The sequence below is a fragment of the Micromonospora rosaria genome (assembly GCF_001567585.1).
Taxonomy (GTDB): Bacteria; Actinomycetota; Actinomycetes; order Mycobacteriales; family Micromonosporaceae; genus Micromonospora; species Micromonospora rosaria.
In genome coordinates, this window is the sequence record NZ_LRQV01000067.1 from 20,056 (window position 1) to 35,986 (window position 15,931).

The following is a 15,931-nucleotide window of genomic DNA, read 5'->3' on the forward strand; positions in this document are numbered from 1 at the left end:
GGCGTGGAGGAACCGTGGAAGCGCCGTGGAGGTCACCCGGGACCACCGCCACGGCAGCCCGTCGACCCGGTCGGCCGGGACGCGGTCAGCGGGGTCCGGTGGCGTCGACGGGAAACCGGGCCAGCAGCAGCCCGCTGCCCTGGTCGGCGGCGATCCGGGCCCCGGTGGCCAGCGCCGCCGGGTCGTCACGGGCGATGCCGCGGACCCGGTGCAGTTCGGCGGCGAAGACCGACTCACCCAGCTCCGCCACCACCGCCAGGCCCTCCTCGGCCAGCGCCGCCGCCGTCGCCGGGTCACCCGCGGCCAGGTACGCCTCGGCCATCCCGCTGAACGTCACGGTCCGGGTGGCCCGCAGCCCGGGACGGTAGATCCCCTCGGCGGCGGCGCGCATCACCGGCAGCCGGTCGTGGTCACCGCCGCGGGCGGCGGCCCACTCGAGGAAGAACGTGCCGGTGGCGACGAAGTGCGGCATCCCGTTCGCCGCGCCGATCTCCCGGCACCGCTGCGCCGCCGCCCGGACCGTCGGCACGTCCCGCTCCTGCAACCCCATCCAGGCGCCGAAGAGCGCCGCGTTCGCCCGCCCGTACAGGTCGTCGAGGGCCTCGGCGAGCCGTTCGGCGTCGGCGATGTCCCGCCGCGCGGCGGCGGCGTCCCCGCGCAACGACCGGACCAGGGCGCGGAAGTTGTAGGCGGCCAGGACCGGAAGGCGGCCGACCTGCCGGTTGAGCAGCCGCAGGTCCACCGCGCGCAGCCGGTCGACCGCCACGGTGAGCCGCCGGTCGGCCGCCGGCAGCCGGCCGGTGAAGTAGTCGACCACGCCCAGCAGGTACGCGCCGGCCGCGGCGATCAGCCCGGTGCCGTCGTCCTCGGCCCGGACGAGCCGGCCGGCCAGGTCGGTGCAGACCGCGTAGTCGGCCCGGTTGGCGGCCAGCTCACCCAGCGCCCACAGCGCCGGCCGGACGTCCACCTCCGGCCCGACCAGCACCAGCAGGTCCCGGGCCCGGGAACACACCTCGTCGACGGCGTCGGCGCCCACCCCCACCGTCATCTGCAACAGGGCGGCCCGGTGCAGTTGCACGCCGAGTTCGGTCCGCGCCGCCGCCGGTGACCCGGCCGTCGCCGGGGCCAGTCCGCGTGCGGCACGTGCCAGGTGGCCGAGGGCGTTCTCGTAGGCGAACCGCCGGGTCGCGTCGTCGGCGGCGGCCAGGGACCAGCGCAGGTGGTCCTCCCCGTGGCCGAGCCCGACCGCCTGTCCGTAGTGGTGGGCCAGCTCGGCGGGGGCGACGTCGCCGGCCCGCTCGTAGGCGGCGGCCAGCCGGGCGTGCAACGCGGCGCGGCGCGGCGGCAGCAGCTCGGCGTAGGCGACCTCGGCGAACAGCGGGTGGCGGAACCGCACGGCCCCCGGCCCGGCCTCGGTGACCAGCTCCGCCGTGTACGCCGCGCCGAGCGCGTCGGTGACCTGGTCCGCCGGCCGGCGCAGCACGGTTGCCAGGGTGCTCGCGTCCACGTCGTGACCGGCCACGCTGAGCAGGTCCAGGCAGTCGCGGGTCGGTGCGGGCAGCTCACCGAGGCGCAGCCGCACGGTGTCCCGGACGCTCGGCGGCAGGTCCGCGCCGGCCGGGTCGGCCCGGTACCGGAGCAGCTCGGTGATGAAGAACGGGTTGCCGCCGGTCCGGGTCACCAGGCGGTCCACCACCGGCTCGCCCGGCGGTACGCCGGTCCGCCGTCGCACCAGGTCGGCCACGGCGGCGGCGGGCAGCCCGCCCAGCCGTACCTGCCGGAAGCCCGGCCCCCGGGCCAGCTCGGCCACCGTCGCCACCAGCGTCGCCGCGTGCTCGTACGGCCGCAGCGTGGCCAGGACGAACGCCCGGGTCCCGGGGAGCACCGCCGCGAGGAAGCGCAGCAGCAGCAACGAGTCCGGGTCGGCGGCGTGCAGGTCGTCCAGGACGACGAGCAGTCCGCCCGGCGCGGCGGCGGCCCGCACCAGCTCCGCCACGGCCTCGTACGCCCGGAACCGGGCGGCCGGATCGGGCTCCGGGCCGCCGGCCAGTCCGGGCAGCGGACCGTCGGCGAACCCGTCCAGCCGCCCCGCCGAGCCGGTCGGCCCGGCCTGCGGCATCGCGGTGAGCGCCCGGACGACCTGACGCCACAACCAGAACGGCGGGGCCTGCCCGACGTCCGGGCACCGACCCCACACCACCGGCACGCCCCGCGCCGCCGCCGTCGCGCCGACCGCCACGGCGAGGCTGGTCTTGCCGATCCCCGGCTCACCCACCACGGCGGCGATCCGGCCACCGGCGTCGCTCGCCTCGGTCAACGCCGCCCGCAGGTCGGCCAGTTCGACCCCGCGACCGACCAATGGCTCCGCTGCCCCGTCGGCGCCGCCCGCCCCGCCCGCTCCCGTCGCTGCGGGCGGGCCGGTCGCGTCGGTCGGCTCCGTCGCTCGGGGCGGGCCGGTCGGGCGGGGCGGGTCGGTCGGGTCGGTCGGTCGGGGTACCGGGCGCATCGCCGACGGCGTCCCGGTCGTCCCGGTCGCGGGCGGCGGGGTGCCGGGCGTCCCGCTCGCGGGCGGTGTGCCGCTCGCGGGCGGTGTGCCGCTCGCGGGCGGTGTGCTGGTCGCGGGCGGTGTGCCGCCGGGTGTCGGGGGCGCGGGTCGGGGGGCCGGCGCGGGCGGGACGGCGTGGGCCAGGATGCGGCGGTGCAGGGCGCGGATCTCCGTGCCGGGGTCGAGGCCGTACTCCCCGGCCAGCAGCCGCCGGGCCTCGTCGTAGACGGCCAGCGCCTCGGCCTGCCGCCCGGAGCGGTACAGCGCCAGCATGAGCTGCGCGCGGGCCCCCTCGCGGAGCGGGTTGGCCGACACGAACTGGCGCAGCTCGGCGAGCACGGCGGCGTGCCGCCCGGCCGCGACCGCCGCGGTGAGCCGCCCCTCCTCCGCGCCGAGCCGCGACTCGGCCAGTCGATCCGCCTCGGGGCGGACCGCCGCCAGGTGCGCCGCGCCGTCGAACGGCTCGCCCCGCCACAGGCCCAACGCCGTGTCGTAGCCCCGTTCGGCCGCCACCGCGTCCCCGACCGCCAGCGCGCCCGCCGCCTGGTCCACCGCCCGCCGGAACCGGGCCGCGTCGACGGCCTCGGTGTCGACCCGCAACTCGTACCCGCCGGGGTGACCACGCAGGACGCGGGCCGGCTCGCCGGGGGACCGCTGCGGCTCGACGGCCCGGCGCAGGCCCGCCACGTAGGTCCGCAGGGTCGTCGCGGCGCTGGCCGGCGGCCGACCGTCCCAGAGCGCGTCGACCAGCCAGTCGGTGCTGACGACCCGGTTCGGCCGGACCAGGAACAGCGCCAGCAGGGCACGGTGTTTGGGCCCGCCGACCGGCACCACCTGCCCGTCTCGGACGACCTCCGGTGGCCCCAGCACCCGGAACTGCACGCCACCACCACCCGGCCCGACCCTGCCGGGCCGAGTATGCCAGTCGGCCGCCACCGCCGCTGGCGCGCACGCCGACCGCGCGACGCCGTCGGGCCGGTAGGGTCGTCCGCGTGGACCTGGACGCCACCGCCGCCCGGCTCGGGGTACCCGTCGAGGAGGTCGACCGCGTGCACCGGCTCGCCGGTGACCGGCCGTCGGCTCCGCTGCCCGCCAGGGCCGACGCGCCGGTGATCCTGGACCGGCTCGCGGTGCGGCCGGACGACGCGGCCGAGATCATGGCAGGTTGGCCCGACCCCGACTCTCCGCTGTGGACGCCGGAGCTGCGCTGGCTGCTGGACCGCTCGACCGCCCTGGTCCGCGCCGACCTCGGGGGCTACGAGTGGCTGCCGCCCGGTCCGGTCCTGCCGCGCGACCGGGGCCCCGCCTGGCGGCACCTCTACGTGTACGCGTACCTGGCCCTGGTCGACGTCGTTCGGGGGTACCACCGGGACCACGGCGTGACCGACGCGGTCTCCTGGGCGACCCTCGCCGACCTGGGCCGCAACCTCGCGGTCGACCGGCGGATGCGCGGGGAGGGCTGGCCGGTCATGCAGAGCTGGCTGACGCTGCACGCGCGCGGCGGCGTCTACCACCTGGGCCGGTTGCAGCACCAGCGCGGCGACACCGCCGTCAACCTGCACATCCCCGAGGCGGGGCCGTTGACCCCGGACGCGGTCGACGCGTCACTCGACGCGGGCCGTGCCTTCTTCCCGCGCCACTTTCCGGACGAGCGCCACCCGGCGTTCTCCTGCGGCTCCTGGCTGCTCGACCCGCAGTTGTTGGAGTACCTGCCCGAGGACTCGAACATCGTCCGGTTCCAGCGGCGGTTCGAGCTGGAGCCCTACGAGGAGCCGGAAGGGATCGACGCCGACGTCGAGGTGCTGCGGTTCGTCTTCCGTACCCTGAGCACGCCGCTCGACCGCCTGCCGCGCCGTACCGTGCTCCAGCGCGCGGTCGTCGACCACCTGCGGGCCGGGCGGCACTGGTACTGGCGCCGGGGCCGTTTCCCGCTCTGACCGGCCCCTCAGCCGGTGGCGGCGATCGTCCACTGTGCACAGACCAGGCCGGTGTCCCGGTCGAAGACCTGGCTCAGCCAGCCGGCCAACTCGTAGACGTCGCTGATCTGCCCGACCTCGTCGCCCAGCGCCCGGTCGACCTCGGCGAAGGCCAGCGCGAGGGGCCGGTCCGCCCAGGGTGGCCGGACGAGGTCCACCATGGTGCCGATGAGCTGGTCGCGGTCGATCCGGCCGGCGTGGTGCTCCTGCGCCAGCGTGATGACGACGAGGCTCTCGCGGATCTGGGCGACGTCTGCCGGGGCGTGGGCGTCCCGCTCCGCGAGCCACCCGTGCAGCATCGCCAGCACGGTCTCCTGCTGGCGGACCTGCGCCCAGGTGAGCTGGGTGAAGTACGCCGGGTCGTGCTCGGCCAGCCAGGCGAAGGCCGGCGCGAACTCCTGCTGCCATGGCGTCGGCGCCTTGGCGACGGCCTGATGGGGGTACACGGCGGCCTCCAGGACTGGTCGGGACCGGACCAGGATCACCGTGTCCCGCCCCCCGTCGGGCGGGTCGGCGGACGGCCCTCGGGGCACCACCGGCTGCCCCGACGGGCAGCCGTCGTCGGCCACCACCATCGTGGTCGCTGCCACCCCCGGACACCGGATACCATCGCGCGATGGATCTGCGCGGAACGATCAGCCCCGACCGGCCGCTCCTGGTGCTCGCCCTCGCGGAGGAGGCCGCGTACCTCGATCCGGACCTGCCGGTGCTGCTCACCGGGATGGGGAAGGTCAACGCCACGATCGCGCTCGCCGCGACCCTGGCCCGGGGGCCGCTGCCCGCCTCGGTGGTCAACCTCGGCACCGCCGGGGCCCTGCACACCGGCTGGACCGGCACCCACGAGGTGGGCCGGGTCCTGCAACACGACCTGGACTCGGCGGTCCTGCACGCGTTGACCGGCCAGGTCGTCGGCGCCCCGCTGACCCTGACCGGCACCGGCCCGGTGCTGGCCACCGGCGACCAGTTCATCGCCGACGAGCAGGCCCGGGCCCGGCTCGCCGAGGACGCCCACCTGGTCGACATGGAGGGCTACGCGCTGGCCGCGACCGCGCAGCGGTTCGGGCTGCCGATCCGGCTGGTCAAGCACGTCAGCGACGGCGCGGGCGAGGGGGCGGGCCATACCTGGCAGGAGTCGGTGGACGGCTGCGCCAAGATCCTCGCCCAGTGGGCCCGGGACAACCTCTGACGGTCGGCACGTCATTCGCCGGCAGCCCACCCGGCCACGGGATCGCGGCGGCGCCGTCCACGACGCGGCCGACGGTCGCGTGGTTGACTAGGGGTGGATATTCGGACGTCCAGCCCGAAACAGGAGTTCCCCGTGCGGACCCGCCCGTCGTCACCCGACTCGCAACTCGTCCTCGACGAGGTCACCAAGCGCTACCCCGAGCGGGTCGTCCTGGAGCGGGTGTCGCTCACCGTCAAACCGGGGGAGCGGGTCGGTGTCATCGGCGAGAACGGGTCGGGCAAGTCGACCCTGCTGCGGCTCCTCGCCGGGCTGGAGACGCCGGACGGCGGGCACCTGACGGTCTCTGCGCCCGGCGGCACCGGGTACCTCGCGCAGCGGCTGCGGCTGCCACCCGGTGGCGGCACCGTGCGGGACGTGGTGGACCACGCGCTGGCCGACCTGCGGCACATGGAGGCGCGGCTGCGGGCCGCCGAGGCGACCCTCGCCGCCGCGACCGCCGAGCAGTTGGACGAGTACGGCACGCTGCTCACCGAGTTCGAGGCACGCGGCGGCTACGCGGCCGACGCCCGGGTGGACGCCGCCCTGCACGGCCTCGGCCTGCCCGACCTCGACCGGGACCGGGCGGTCGACACCCTCTCCGGCGGGGAACGGTCCCGGCTCGCCCTCGCGGCCACCCTGGCCGCCGCGCCGGAGCTGCTGCTGCTCGACGAGCCCACCAACGACCTCGACACCGAGGCCGTCGAGTGGCTGGAGGAGCACCTGCGCACGCACCGGGGCACGGTGGTGGTGGTCACCCACGACCGGATGTTCCTGGAGGCGGTCACCCCCACCATCCTGGAGGTCGACGCCGACACCCGGACGGTGCACCGGTACGGGGACGGCTACGCCAACTACCTGCGGGCCAAGGCCGCCGCCCGGGCCGCCGCCGAGCGCGCGTACGCGGACTGGCTGGCCGAGATCGACCGGCAGACCGACCTCGCGGAGCGGGCCGGCGAGATGCTCCGGTCGATCTCCCGCAAGGGGCCGGCGGCGTTCAGCGGGGCCGGCGCGCACCGGTCCCGCTCCTCGTCGACGGCGACCTCCCGCAAGGCCCGCAACGCCAACGAACGGCTGCGCCGCCTCCGGGAGGAGCCGGTCCCGCGCCCCGCCGACCCGTTGCGGTTCACCGCCTCCGTCACGGCGGGCCCGGCGGACGCCGACACCCCCTGCGCCCAGTTGACCGGCGTGCGCGTCGGCGACCGGCTGCACGTTCCCGACCTGGTCGTCGGCCGGTCCGAGCGACTGCTGGTCACCGGCCGCAACGGGGCGGGCAAGAGCACCCTGATGCGGGTGCTCGCCGGTGAGCTCGTCCCGGACGGCGGGCAGGTGCGGCTGCCGGCCCGGATCGGCCACCTGCGCCAGGACGTGACGGCGGAGCAGCCGGGGCGCACCCTGCTGGAGGCGTTCGCGGCGGGCCGCCCGGGGCACCCCGACGAGCACGCCGAGGACCTTCTCGCGCTCGGCCTGTTCCGCCCGGACGACCTGGGGATGCCGGTCGGGACGCTCTCCGTCGGGCAACGCCGCCGCATCGACCTGGCCCGCCTGGTCACCCGCCCGGCCGACCTGCTGCTGCTGGACGAGCCCACCAACCACTTCGCCCCGCTGCTGGTCGAGGAGCTGGAGCGGGCGCTGGACGACTACGCCGGGGCGCTGGTCGTGGTGACGCACGACCGCCGGATGCGCAGCACCTTCACCGGCACCCGGCTGGAGCTGCACGAGGGAGCGGTCGCCGGCTCCACCCGGGTCTGACGGGCCGGGCGCCTCAGCCGCCGGGCCGCGCCGGGGTCGGCGCCGTGAGCGCGGCGGTGACCCGCCCGCAGACCGCGTCGATCTGGCCGTTGAGGTAGAAGTGGCCGCCGGGGTAGGTGTGCACCACCGTCGTCGCCGTCGTCACCTCGGCCCACGCCGCCGCCTCCCCGGCGGTGACGTTGGGGTCGGTGTCCCCGGTGAGCACGGTGACCGGGCAGCGTAGCAGCGGCCCGGGGCGGTAGTCGTAGGTCGCCGCCGCCCGGTAGTCGTTGCGGATCGCCGGGAGGACCATCTGCAGCAGTTCCTCGTCGGCCAGCAGGCTGGAGTCGGTGCCCTCCAACCGGCGGATCTCCGCGATCAGCTCGTCGTCGGCGTGGTAGTACCGGTCGCGGCGGAGGGTGGCCGGGCCGCGCCGGCCGGAGGCGAAGAAGTGGACCAACCGGTCGGCGGCGGCGGGTGGGAGCCGCCGACCGACCTCGAAGGCGACCGTGGCGCCCATGCTGTGCCCGAAGAAGGCGACCGGCCGGTCCGCCGCGGCGAGCAGGGTGGGCAGCAGCCGCTCCACGAGGGCGTCGATGGAGTCGACGAAGGGCTCGTCCCGGCGGTCCTGCCGGCCCGGGTACTGGATCGCCGCCACGTCCACGGTGGCCGGCAGCCGGCGCGCGAACGGCAGGTACGCGCTGGCCGCGCCGCCGGCGTGCGGGAAGCAGAACAGCCGGACGGCGGGGTCGTCGACCGGTCGGTAACGACGCAGCCAGAGCTCGGGTGAATCGGCGGACCGGGACATGACGGTGGACGCTCCTCGGCTTCCTCGACGGTGCGGTGCTCAAGTGGTCGGTGGCCCGGTGGGCGCGGCCCGGCTCACCGCGGGGACGATGCGACCCCGACCTCCGCGTCCAGGTCGGTCAGGACGGCGCGGACCGCGGAGACCACCCGCTCGACGCTCTCGTCGGGCAGGTGGGGGCCGATCGGCAGGCTCAGGACCTCCTCGGCGAGGCGTTCGCTGAGCGGCAACGGGCCGGCCCGGCGGACCGCCTCGGTGTCCCGGTACGCGCCGGAGCGGTGCACCGGGGTCGGGTAGTGCACCAGCGTCTCCACCCCGGCCTCGGCCAGCCGGTCCCGCAGCAGCTCCCGGTGCCGGGTCCGGACCACGTACAGGTGCCACGCGGAGGTGGCCCAGGGCGCGACGGTGGGCAGGACGAGATCGGGCAGCCCGCTGAGCGCCTCCGTGTACCGCCGGGCCACCCGGTCCCGTCGCGCGGTCCACTCGTCCAGGTACGGCAGCTTGGCCCGCAGCACCGCCGCCTGGAACTCGTCCAGCCGCGAGTTGCCGCCCTGCACCTGGTGTTCGTACTTGCGCGCGGAGCCGTAGTTGCGCAGCAGCCGGACCCGCTCGGCGAGCTGCGCGTCGTCGGTGACCACGGCCCCGCCGTCGCCCAGCGCGCCGAGGTTCTTGGCCGGGTAGAAGCTGAACGCGACCACCCCGCCGGCACCGATCGGCCGCCCCCGGTAGGTGGCGGCGTGGGCCTGCGCCGCGTCCTCCACCACCGGGATGCCGTACCGGTCGGCGACCGCCCGCACCGCGTCGAGGTCGACCGGGTGCCCGTAGAGGTGCACGACGAGCACCGCCTTGACCTGCGGGGTGAGCGCGTCCGCCAACCGCTGCGGGCAGATGCCGAAGCCGGACTCGCCCGGCTCCACCGGCACCGGGCGGGCACCGGTGGCCGACACCGCCAGCCACGTCGCGATGAACGTGTGCGCCGGCACGACCACGTCGTCACCCGGCCCGACGCCGAGTGCCCGCAGGGCCAGCACCAGCGCGTCCAGCCCGCTGCCCACCCCGACGCAGTGCCGCGCCGTGCAGTACGCCGCGAACTCCGTCTCGAACGCCGCCAGCTCCGGACCGAGCAGGTAGCGGCCCGACGCGGACACCCGGGCGTACGCCGCGTCCAGGTCGGCCCGTACCTCGTCGTTGGCCGCACCCAGGTCCAGGAAGGGAACGTCCACTGTCACCTCGGGTTCCGTGCGTGGGGGCGGGGGCGGGTCAGCGGGCCGGCGGCGATCAGCCGCGGACCACCTGGACGGGCAGGCGCCGCGCGGTGAGCTGGTCCGGGTCGTAGAACTCGACCCCGTCGTGGTCGATGCTGAACTCGCTGAACTCGTCGAGGACCTGGTTGAGGAAGACCTTGGCCTCCTGCCGGGCCAGGAACGCGCCCAGGCAGTGGTGGATGCCGTAGCCGAAGGCCAGGTGCTTGTTCGACTCGCGCCGGATGTCGAAGGTGTCCGGGTCCGTGAACACCTCGGTGTCGCGGTTCGCGGAGGCGATCCAGGCGATCACCATCTGCCCCTTGCGCATCGGCTGGCCGAAGATCTCGGTGTCCTGGGCGAGCAGCCGGAAGATGCAGTTGAAGGGGGAGCGCCAGCGCAGGGTCTCCTCGACCACGCCGGGGACGAGGCTGCGGTCGGCGCGGACGGCCGCCAGCGCCTCCGGGTGCTCCTCCAGCACCAGGAAGAGGTTGCTGAGCAGCGTGGCGCTGGAGATGTGCCCGGCGGTGAGCAGCAGCGCCACGATGTTGACCACCTCCTCGTCGGTCAGTTTGCGGCCCTCGACCTCCACCGCCAGCAGCCCGCTCATCAGGTCGTCCTGCGGCCGGGCGCGCTTCTCGGCGATCTGGGCGTACAGGAACTCCGACCACTCCGCGATGGCCGGGCCGACCGTCTCGGTGAAGTCGTCCGGCAGGTTCGGGTACTCCAGGCCCTCGTTGCTGAGGATGATGTCGACCCACTCGCGGAACTTCTCGTGGTCCTCGTTCGGGATGCCCAGCATGTCGGCGATGACCGTCACCGGCAGCGGGTACGCGAGGTCGGCGGCGATGTCGATCCGCTCCTGGTCGCGTACCTGGCGGAGGATGTCGGCGGTGATCGTCTCGATCCGCGCCTCCATCTGGGCGATCCGCCGGGGGGTGAACGCCTGGCTCACCAGTTTGCGCATCGGCCCGTGCCGGGGCGGGTCGATGCCGCCGATGGTGCCCGGCCCCATCAGCAGGGCCAGCTCCGGCGGGACCGGGAAGGCCGGGCTGAAGTCCGAGGAGAAGATCAGCGGGTTGGTGGTGACGGTCAGGTAGTCCCGGTAGTTGAACACATGCCAGGCCTGCCGGTTCTCGTCCCAGGAGACGGGCCAGTGCTCCCGCATGTACGCGAACCAGTCCAGCAGCCCCTGGGCGTCCGCGCCCTTGGGCAGGTCGAGCGGTGGCGCCGGTGCGTTGTCCGTCTGCGTCATGGTGTCCTCTCATCTCCTCGGTGCTCGTGGCCCTCGGGGCCGGGGGTGGGCAGGACCGGGTGCGCGACGGACCGCCGGGGCAGGGAGGTAAATCGCCCGAGGTCGAACCCTCCCGCGTCATCCTTGCCAGGATCCGACGGTCTGGCAATAGCGGTCGCCGGGATCGGCGGGGCGCGCCGATTCTGGCGACGATTTTCGGAACGTTGGTGGACGCGGAACCGAATCGAAACCAGCCATGGCGGGAGCGAAGTGTGCGATGTGTGCCATTGCGGTCGATGTACGGGTGTCGAACCGTGAAGTCAGGACTGCGGCTGTCGGGGGGAGGGCATGCCGAGAACTGCTCCGTGGCACCGGAAGTTACGGACCGGGGGCCGGGAGCCGCAAGGCTGGACTTGACATAGTGCCGTCTCCAACGCTGGGAGCACGCCTGAATGAGATCGACTGTAGCGATTGTCACAGACAGTTCGATCAGTTCAATTGGGGGACTTGACATAGTCTTCTGTGATCCCGTGACAACGCGTCGCCGGCTCCTGTTGGGTGAATCGCGAAAGGGGCGGGCTGTCGGGGGAGGGAACTTGTCAAGATCGGCACAGGACGGCCCCTTTCTGGAGGAGAAGCTGCCATGGAGTGTCCCGTAACGGCCGGATCCTCACGGTTCTACCCCTTCAGTGACCGTGCCGACCTCACTGTCGACCCCACCTACGGCGAACTGCGCTCGAAGGAGCCGGTCGCCCGCGTCCGCATGCCCTACGGCGGCGGGGACGCCTGGCTGGTCACCCGGCACGCCGACGCCAAGAAGGCGCTCTCCGACCCCCGGCTCAGCATCGCCGCCGGCGCCGGCCGGGACGTGCCCCGCGCCTCCCCGCGCATCCAGGAGCCGGAGGGGCTGATGGGCATGCCCCCCGAGGCGCACGCCCGGCTGCGCCGCCTCGTCGCCACCGCGTTCACCCCGAAACGCGTCCGGGACATCGCACCCCGGGTCGCCGAGATCGCCGACCGGCTCGTCGGCGACGTGATCGAGACCGGACCGCCCGCGGACCTCGTGCGCCAGATCGCCCTCCCCGTGCCGGTCACGATCATCTGCGAGATGATGGGGGTCGCCACCGAGGAGCAGCCCATCTTCCGGGCCTTCAGCGACGCCCTGATGTCCAGCACCCGCTACACCGACGACGAGGTCGACAAGGCCGTCCAGGAGTTCATCGCGTACCTCGGCGGCCTGCTCGCGCACCGCCGAGCCCACCGCACCGACGACCTCATCGGCGCGCTGATCGAGGCCCGCGACGACGGCGACCGGCTCAGCGAGGAAGAGCTGATCATGCTCACCGGTGGCATCCTCGTCGGCGGCCACGAGACCACCGCCAGCCAGATCGCCTCGCACCTGTTCGTCCTGCTGCGCGACCGGACCCGGTACGAGACCCTGTGCGCCCGGCCCGAGCTGATCCCCACGGCCGTCGAGGAGCTGCTCCGCATCGCCCCGATGTGGGCCACCGTGGGACCCACCCGCATCGCCACCGAGGACCTGGAACTCAACGGGGCCACCATCCGTGCCGGTGACGCCGTGATCTTCTCCCTGAGCTCCGCCAACCTCGACGAGGACGCCTTCCCGGACGCCGCCGACGTCGTCCTCGACCGCGAGCCCAACCCGCACATCGCGTTCGGACACGGCCCGCATTTCTGCATCGGGGCCAGCCTCGCCCGGCTGGAGATCCAGGCCACCATCGGAGCCCTGGTCAGACGACTCCCCGGCCTCCGCCTCGCCGTCGAGGAGAACGAACTCGAATGGCAACGGGGGATGATGGTACGTAGCCTCGTGGCCCTGCCGGTGACGTGGTGATCCAGCTCCACGACCAGTTCAGGTGAGGGGTCGAATCAGCGCCGACTGATCCGACACGGCCCGACCTGACACACGGGCTGGTGAACGCCACCCTGTCGACCACCGTCGTTACGTGTTTCCGCCGGGAGAACGATCGAGCTGCGCGCGGACGCGCAGCGCACCAGTGCCGTCCTTCGGACCGTGGGTGAGTCTCCCGAGCGCGTTCTTCTCGACCCAGGAGACCTCATGACCGTGAAGAGCAGCGTGCTGCACCCCAGCGATATCGCCGTCGTCGGAATGGCGTGCCGGCTTCCCGGCGCGCCCGGCATCGAGGAATTCTGGGAACTGCTGCGTACCGGTCGGAGCGCGGTCGAACGCCAACCCGACGGCAGTTGGCGGGCCGTGGTGGAGGGCAAGGCGGAATTCGACGACGCATTCTTCGGAATGTCCCCGCGGCAGGCCGCCGCGGTCGACCCGCAGCAGCGCCTGATGCTCGAACTCGGCTGGGAGGCCCTGGAGCACGCCCGGATCCGACCCGTCGACCTCAAGGGCACCGACACCGGTGTCTTCGTCGGCATCGCCGCCGACGACTACGCCACCCTGCTGCACCGCTCCGGCGCCGCCATCAACGGCCACACCGCCACCGGCCTGCACCGCAGCCTCACCGCGAACCGCCTGTCGTACCTGCTCGGCCTGCGCGGGCCCAGCCTCACCGTCGACTCCGCACAGTCGTCGTCCCTGGTCGCCGTCCACCTGGCGTGCGAGAGCCTGCGCCGGGGCGAGAGCACCGTCGCGCTCGTCGGCGGCGTGAGCCTCGTCCTGGCCGAGGAGAGCACCGCCGGCATGGCGCTCATGGGCGCACTCTCCCCCGACGGGCGGTGCTTCACCTTCGACGCCCGCGCCAACGGCTACGTCCGTGGTGAGGGCGGCGTGGCGCTCGTCCTCAAGCCCCTGGGCCGGGCGATCGACGACGGCGACCGGGTGCACTGCGTGATCCGGGGCGGCGCCGTCAACAACGACGGTGGTGGCCCCAGCCTGACCCACCCCGACCGGGAGGCCCAGGAGGCGCTGCTGCGCCGGGCGTACGAGCGGGCGATGGTCGCGCCGGAACAGGTCACCTACGTCGAACTGCACGGCACCGGCACGAGGGCCGGCGACCCCGTCGAGGCGGCTGCCCTCGGGGCGGTACTCGGCGCGGCCCGTACCCCCGACACCCGGCTCGCCGTCGGATCGGTCAAGACCAACATCGGCCACCTCGAGGGGGCGGCCGGCATCACCGGCCTGCTCAAGGCGGTGCTCGCCGTCCGCGAGGGAATGCTGCCCCCGAGCCTCAACTTCCAGACGCCGAACCCGGACATCCCGCTCGACGAGCTCAACCTGCGGGTGCAGACCGACCTCCAGCCGTGGCCGGGTCGCGAGGCCGGGCGCCCGCGCCTCGCCGGGGTCAGCTCCTTCGGCATGGGCGGCACCAACGCCCACCTGATCCTCGAACAGGCCCCCCTGGTGGCCGAGGCCGCCACCGACGACACCGACCACCGCCTCCTGCCGGTGGTGCCGGTGGTGCTGTCGGGCAGGTCCGTGCCGGCGACCCGGGCACAGGCCGACCGCCTCCGCGCCGTCCTGCCGCACGCGCGGCTGCTCGATGTCGGCTGGTCGACGGTGTCGACCCGGTCGACGTTCGAGCGCCGCGCCGTGGTCCTCGCCGCCGACCCCGACACGGCCGAGCGTGGCCTGACGGCGGTGGCGTCCGGCGAGGTCGCCGCCGCCCATGTGGTGCTCGGGCCGTCGGGTCCGTTGTCCGCCGGTCGGGTGGCGTTCGTGTTCCCGGGGCAGGGGACGCAGTGGGTGGGTATGGGTGCCCGGTTGATGGCTGAGTCGCCGGTGTTCGCGGAGTCGATGGTGGAGTGCGCGGAGGCGTTGTCTGCGTTTGTGGACTGGGATCTGCTGGACGTGGTGCGTGGGGGCGCGGGGGCGGATCTGTTCGGTCGGGTTGATGTGGTGCAGCCGGTGACGTGGGCGGTGATGGTGTCGCTGGCCCGGTTGTGGCGGTCGGTGGGTGTGGTGCCGTCGGCGGTGGTGGGTCATTCGCAGGGTGAGATCGCGGCGGCCGTGGTGGCGGGGGCGTTGAGCCTTGCTGATGGTGCGCGGGTGGTGGCGGTGCGGTCGCAGGTGATCGGCCGGGTCCTGGCCGGTCCGGGTGCGATGGCGTCGGTCGCGCTGCCAGTGGCTGAGGTGGAGTCTCGGTTGTCCGACTGGACCGGCCGGCTGGGTGTGGCCGCGGTGAACGGCCCGTCCGCGACGGTCGTCTCCGGTGACGTGGACGCGGTGGTGGACCTGGTCGCACGCTGTGAGGCCGAAGGGGTTCGGGCGCGCAAGATTCCGGTGGACTATGCCTCGCACTCGGCGCATGTGGAGGCGATCGAGGCCGAGTTGCTGGAGGCTTTGGCCGGGGTCAGCCCGCAGGTGGCGGAGATTCCGTTCTACTCGACCGTCGAGGCCGGCGTCGTGGACGGTGCCGGTTTGGATGCCGGGTACTGGTATCGGAATCTGCGGCAGCGGGTGTTGTTCCGGGACACGGTAGAGCGTCTGGTCGGGGACGGGTTCACGGGGTTCGTGGAGTCGAGTGCGCATCCGGTGCTGGTGCCGGGTGTCCAGGAGACCGTCGAGTCGGTCGGTGATGGCGCGCCGGCTGTGGTGGTGGGGTCGTTGCGGCGCGACGACGGTGGGCTGGACCGGTTCCTGACCTCGGCGGCGGAGGCCTTCGTGGCCGGGATCGACGTGGACTGGAAGGCGGTGTTCGCCGGTACCGGGGCCCGGGTGGTGGACCTGCCCACGTACCCGTTCCAACGACGCCACCACTGGGCGCCACAGACGGACGGCACCACCTCGCCGGTCCTGGTCGACGACCCGGCGGAGCCGGAGATCGACCCGGTAGCCGGCGCGTCAGGACTCCACGCGGAACTGCTGACGCTGTCCGACACCGAGCAACTGCACCGACTGCTGACCGTCGTCCGGGCGAGCACCGCTGCCGTACTGGGCCTCGACTCCGCCGAGGCGGTCGATCCGGAGCGGACCTTCAAGGAACAGGGCTTCGAATCCGTCACCGCCGTCGAACTCTGCAACCATCTGCGACTCGGCACCGGAACGCGGGTGCCGACCACCCTCGTCTACAGCCACCCCACCCCGCTGGCTGCCGCCCGTCACCTCCGCGACGAGATCCTCGGCCGATCGGCGCAGGACAATGCGTCTCCCACCGTTTCCGCTGCTGTTGTGGACGATCCGATCGTGATTGTGGGGATGGGTTGTCGGTTGCCGGGTGGTGTGGTGTCGGCGGATGGTTTGT

Annotated in this window: 10 protein-coding genes; 5 read left to right on the forward strand and 5 right to left on the reverse strand. The window is 73.9% G+C overall.

The annotated features are described in order from the left end of the window. Positions 1-85 precede the first annotated feature (85 nt). The gene (locus tag AWW66_RS18320) at positions 86-3,427 is read right to left on the reverse strand and encodes an ATP-binding protein (protein ID WP_157527560.1); all 3,342 of its coding nucleotides are present in this window, start codon (positions 3,425-3,427) and stop codon (positions 86-88) included. A 110-nt stretch (positions 3,428-3,537) separates the two neighbouring features. Here AWW66_RS18320 and AWW66_RS18325 point away from each other — a divergent pair, with 110 nt between their 5' ends. Further along, the gene (locus AWW66_RS18325) at positions 3,538-4,482 is read left to right on the forward strand and encodes an acyltransferase domain-containing protein (protein ID WP_067367742.1); all 945 of its coding nucleotides are present in this window, start codon (positions 3,538-3,540) and stop codon (positions 4,480-4,482) included. An 8-nt stretch (positions 4,483-4,490) separates the two neighbouring features. On the opposite strand, the gene AWW66_RS18330 is transcribed toward AWW66_RS18325, so the two are convergent. Continuing rightward, positions 4,491-5,111, reverse strand: coding sequence for a hypothetical protein (locus AWW66_RS18330; RefSeq protein WP_157527562.1), 621 nt, complete (start codon positions 5,109-5,111; stop codon positions 4,491-4,493). A gap of 26 nt (positions 5,112-5,137) precedes the next feature. Here AWW66_RS18330 and AWW66_RS18335 point away from each other — a divergent pair, with 26 nt between their 5' ends. Next, positions 5,138-5,707 carry a nucleosidase gene (locus AWW66_RS18335; protein ID WP_067367750.1) on the forward strand — a complete coding sequence of 190 codons (570 nt, stop codon included), beginning with the start codon at positions 5,138-5,140 and terminating at the stop codon, positions 5,705-5,707. Positions 5,708-5,839: 132 nt separating this feature from the next. Continuing rightward, complete coding sequence (gene abc-f / locus AWW66_RS18340) at positions 5,840-7,495, forward strand: ribosomal protection-like ABC-F family protein (protein ID WP_067367754.1); 1,656 nt, start codon at positions 5,840-5,842, stop codon at positions 7,493-7,495. 13 nt (positions 7,496-7,508) lie between these two features. Here abc-f and AWW66_RS18345 read toward each other — a convergent pair whose 3' ends face one another. The 3 genes from AWW66_RS18345 to AWW66_RS18355 all read right to left on the reverse strand — a co-directional run bounded on the left by AWW66_RS18345 (position 7,509) and on the right by AWW66_RS18355 (position 10,775). After that, the gene (locus AWW66_RS18345) at positions 7,509-8,282 is read right to left on the reverse strand and encodes a thioesterase II family protein (RefSeq protein ID WP_067367757.1); all 774 of its coding nucleotides are present in this window, start codon (positions 8,280-8,282) and stop codon (positions 7,509-7,511) included. A 74-nt stretch (positions 8,283-8,356) separates the two neighbouring features. Then, a complete protein-coding gene (locus tag AWW66_RS18350) occupies positions 8,357-9,508 on the reverse strand; it encodes a DegT/DnrJ/EryC1/StrS family aminotransferase (protein WP_157527565.1) in 1,152 nt (383 codons plus the stop codon). A gap of 49 nt (positions 9,509-9,557) precedes the next feature. Then, the gene (locus AWW66_RS18355; protein WP_067367763.1) at positions 9,558-10,775 is read right to left on the reverse strand and encodes a cytochrome P450; all 1,218 of its coding nucleotides are present in this window, start codon (positions 10,773-10,775) and stop codon (positions 9,558-9,560) included. 622 nt (positions 10,776-11,397) lie between these two features. Between AWW66_RS18355 and AWW66_RS18360 the strand changes: the two genes are divergently transcribed. Continuing rightward, positions 11,398-12,609, forward strand: coding sequence for a cytochrome P450 (locus AWW66_RS18360; RefSeq protein WP_067367766.1), 1,212 nt, complete (start codon positions 11,398-11,400; stop codon positions 12,607-12,609). A 225-nt stretch (positions 12,610-12,834) separates the two neighbouring features. Then, positions 12,835-15,931, forward strand: a 3,097-nt coding sequence (locus tag AWW66_RS18365; RefSeq protein ID WP_157527567.1) for a type I polyketide synthase, incomplete at its 3' end; no start/stop codon positions are given.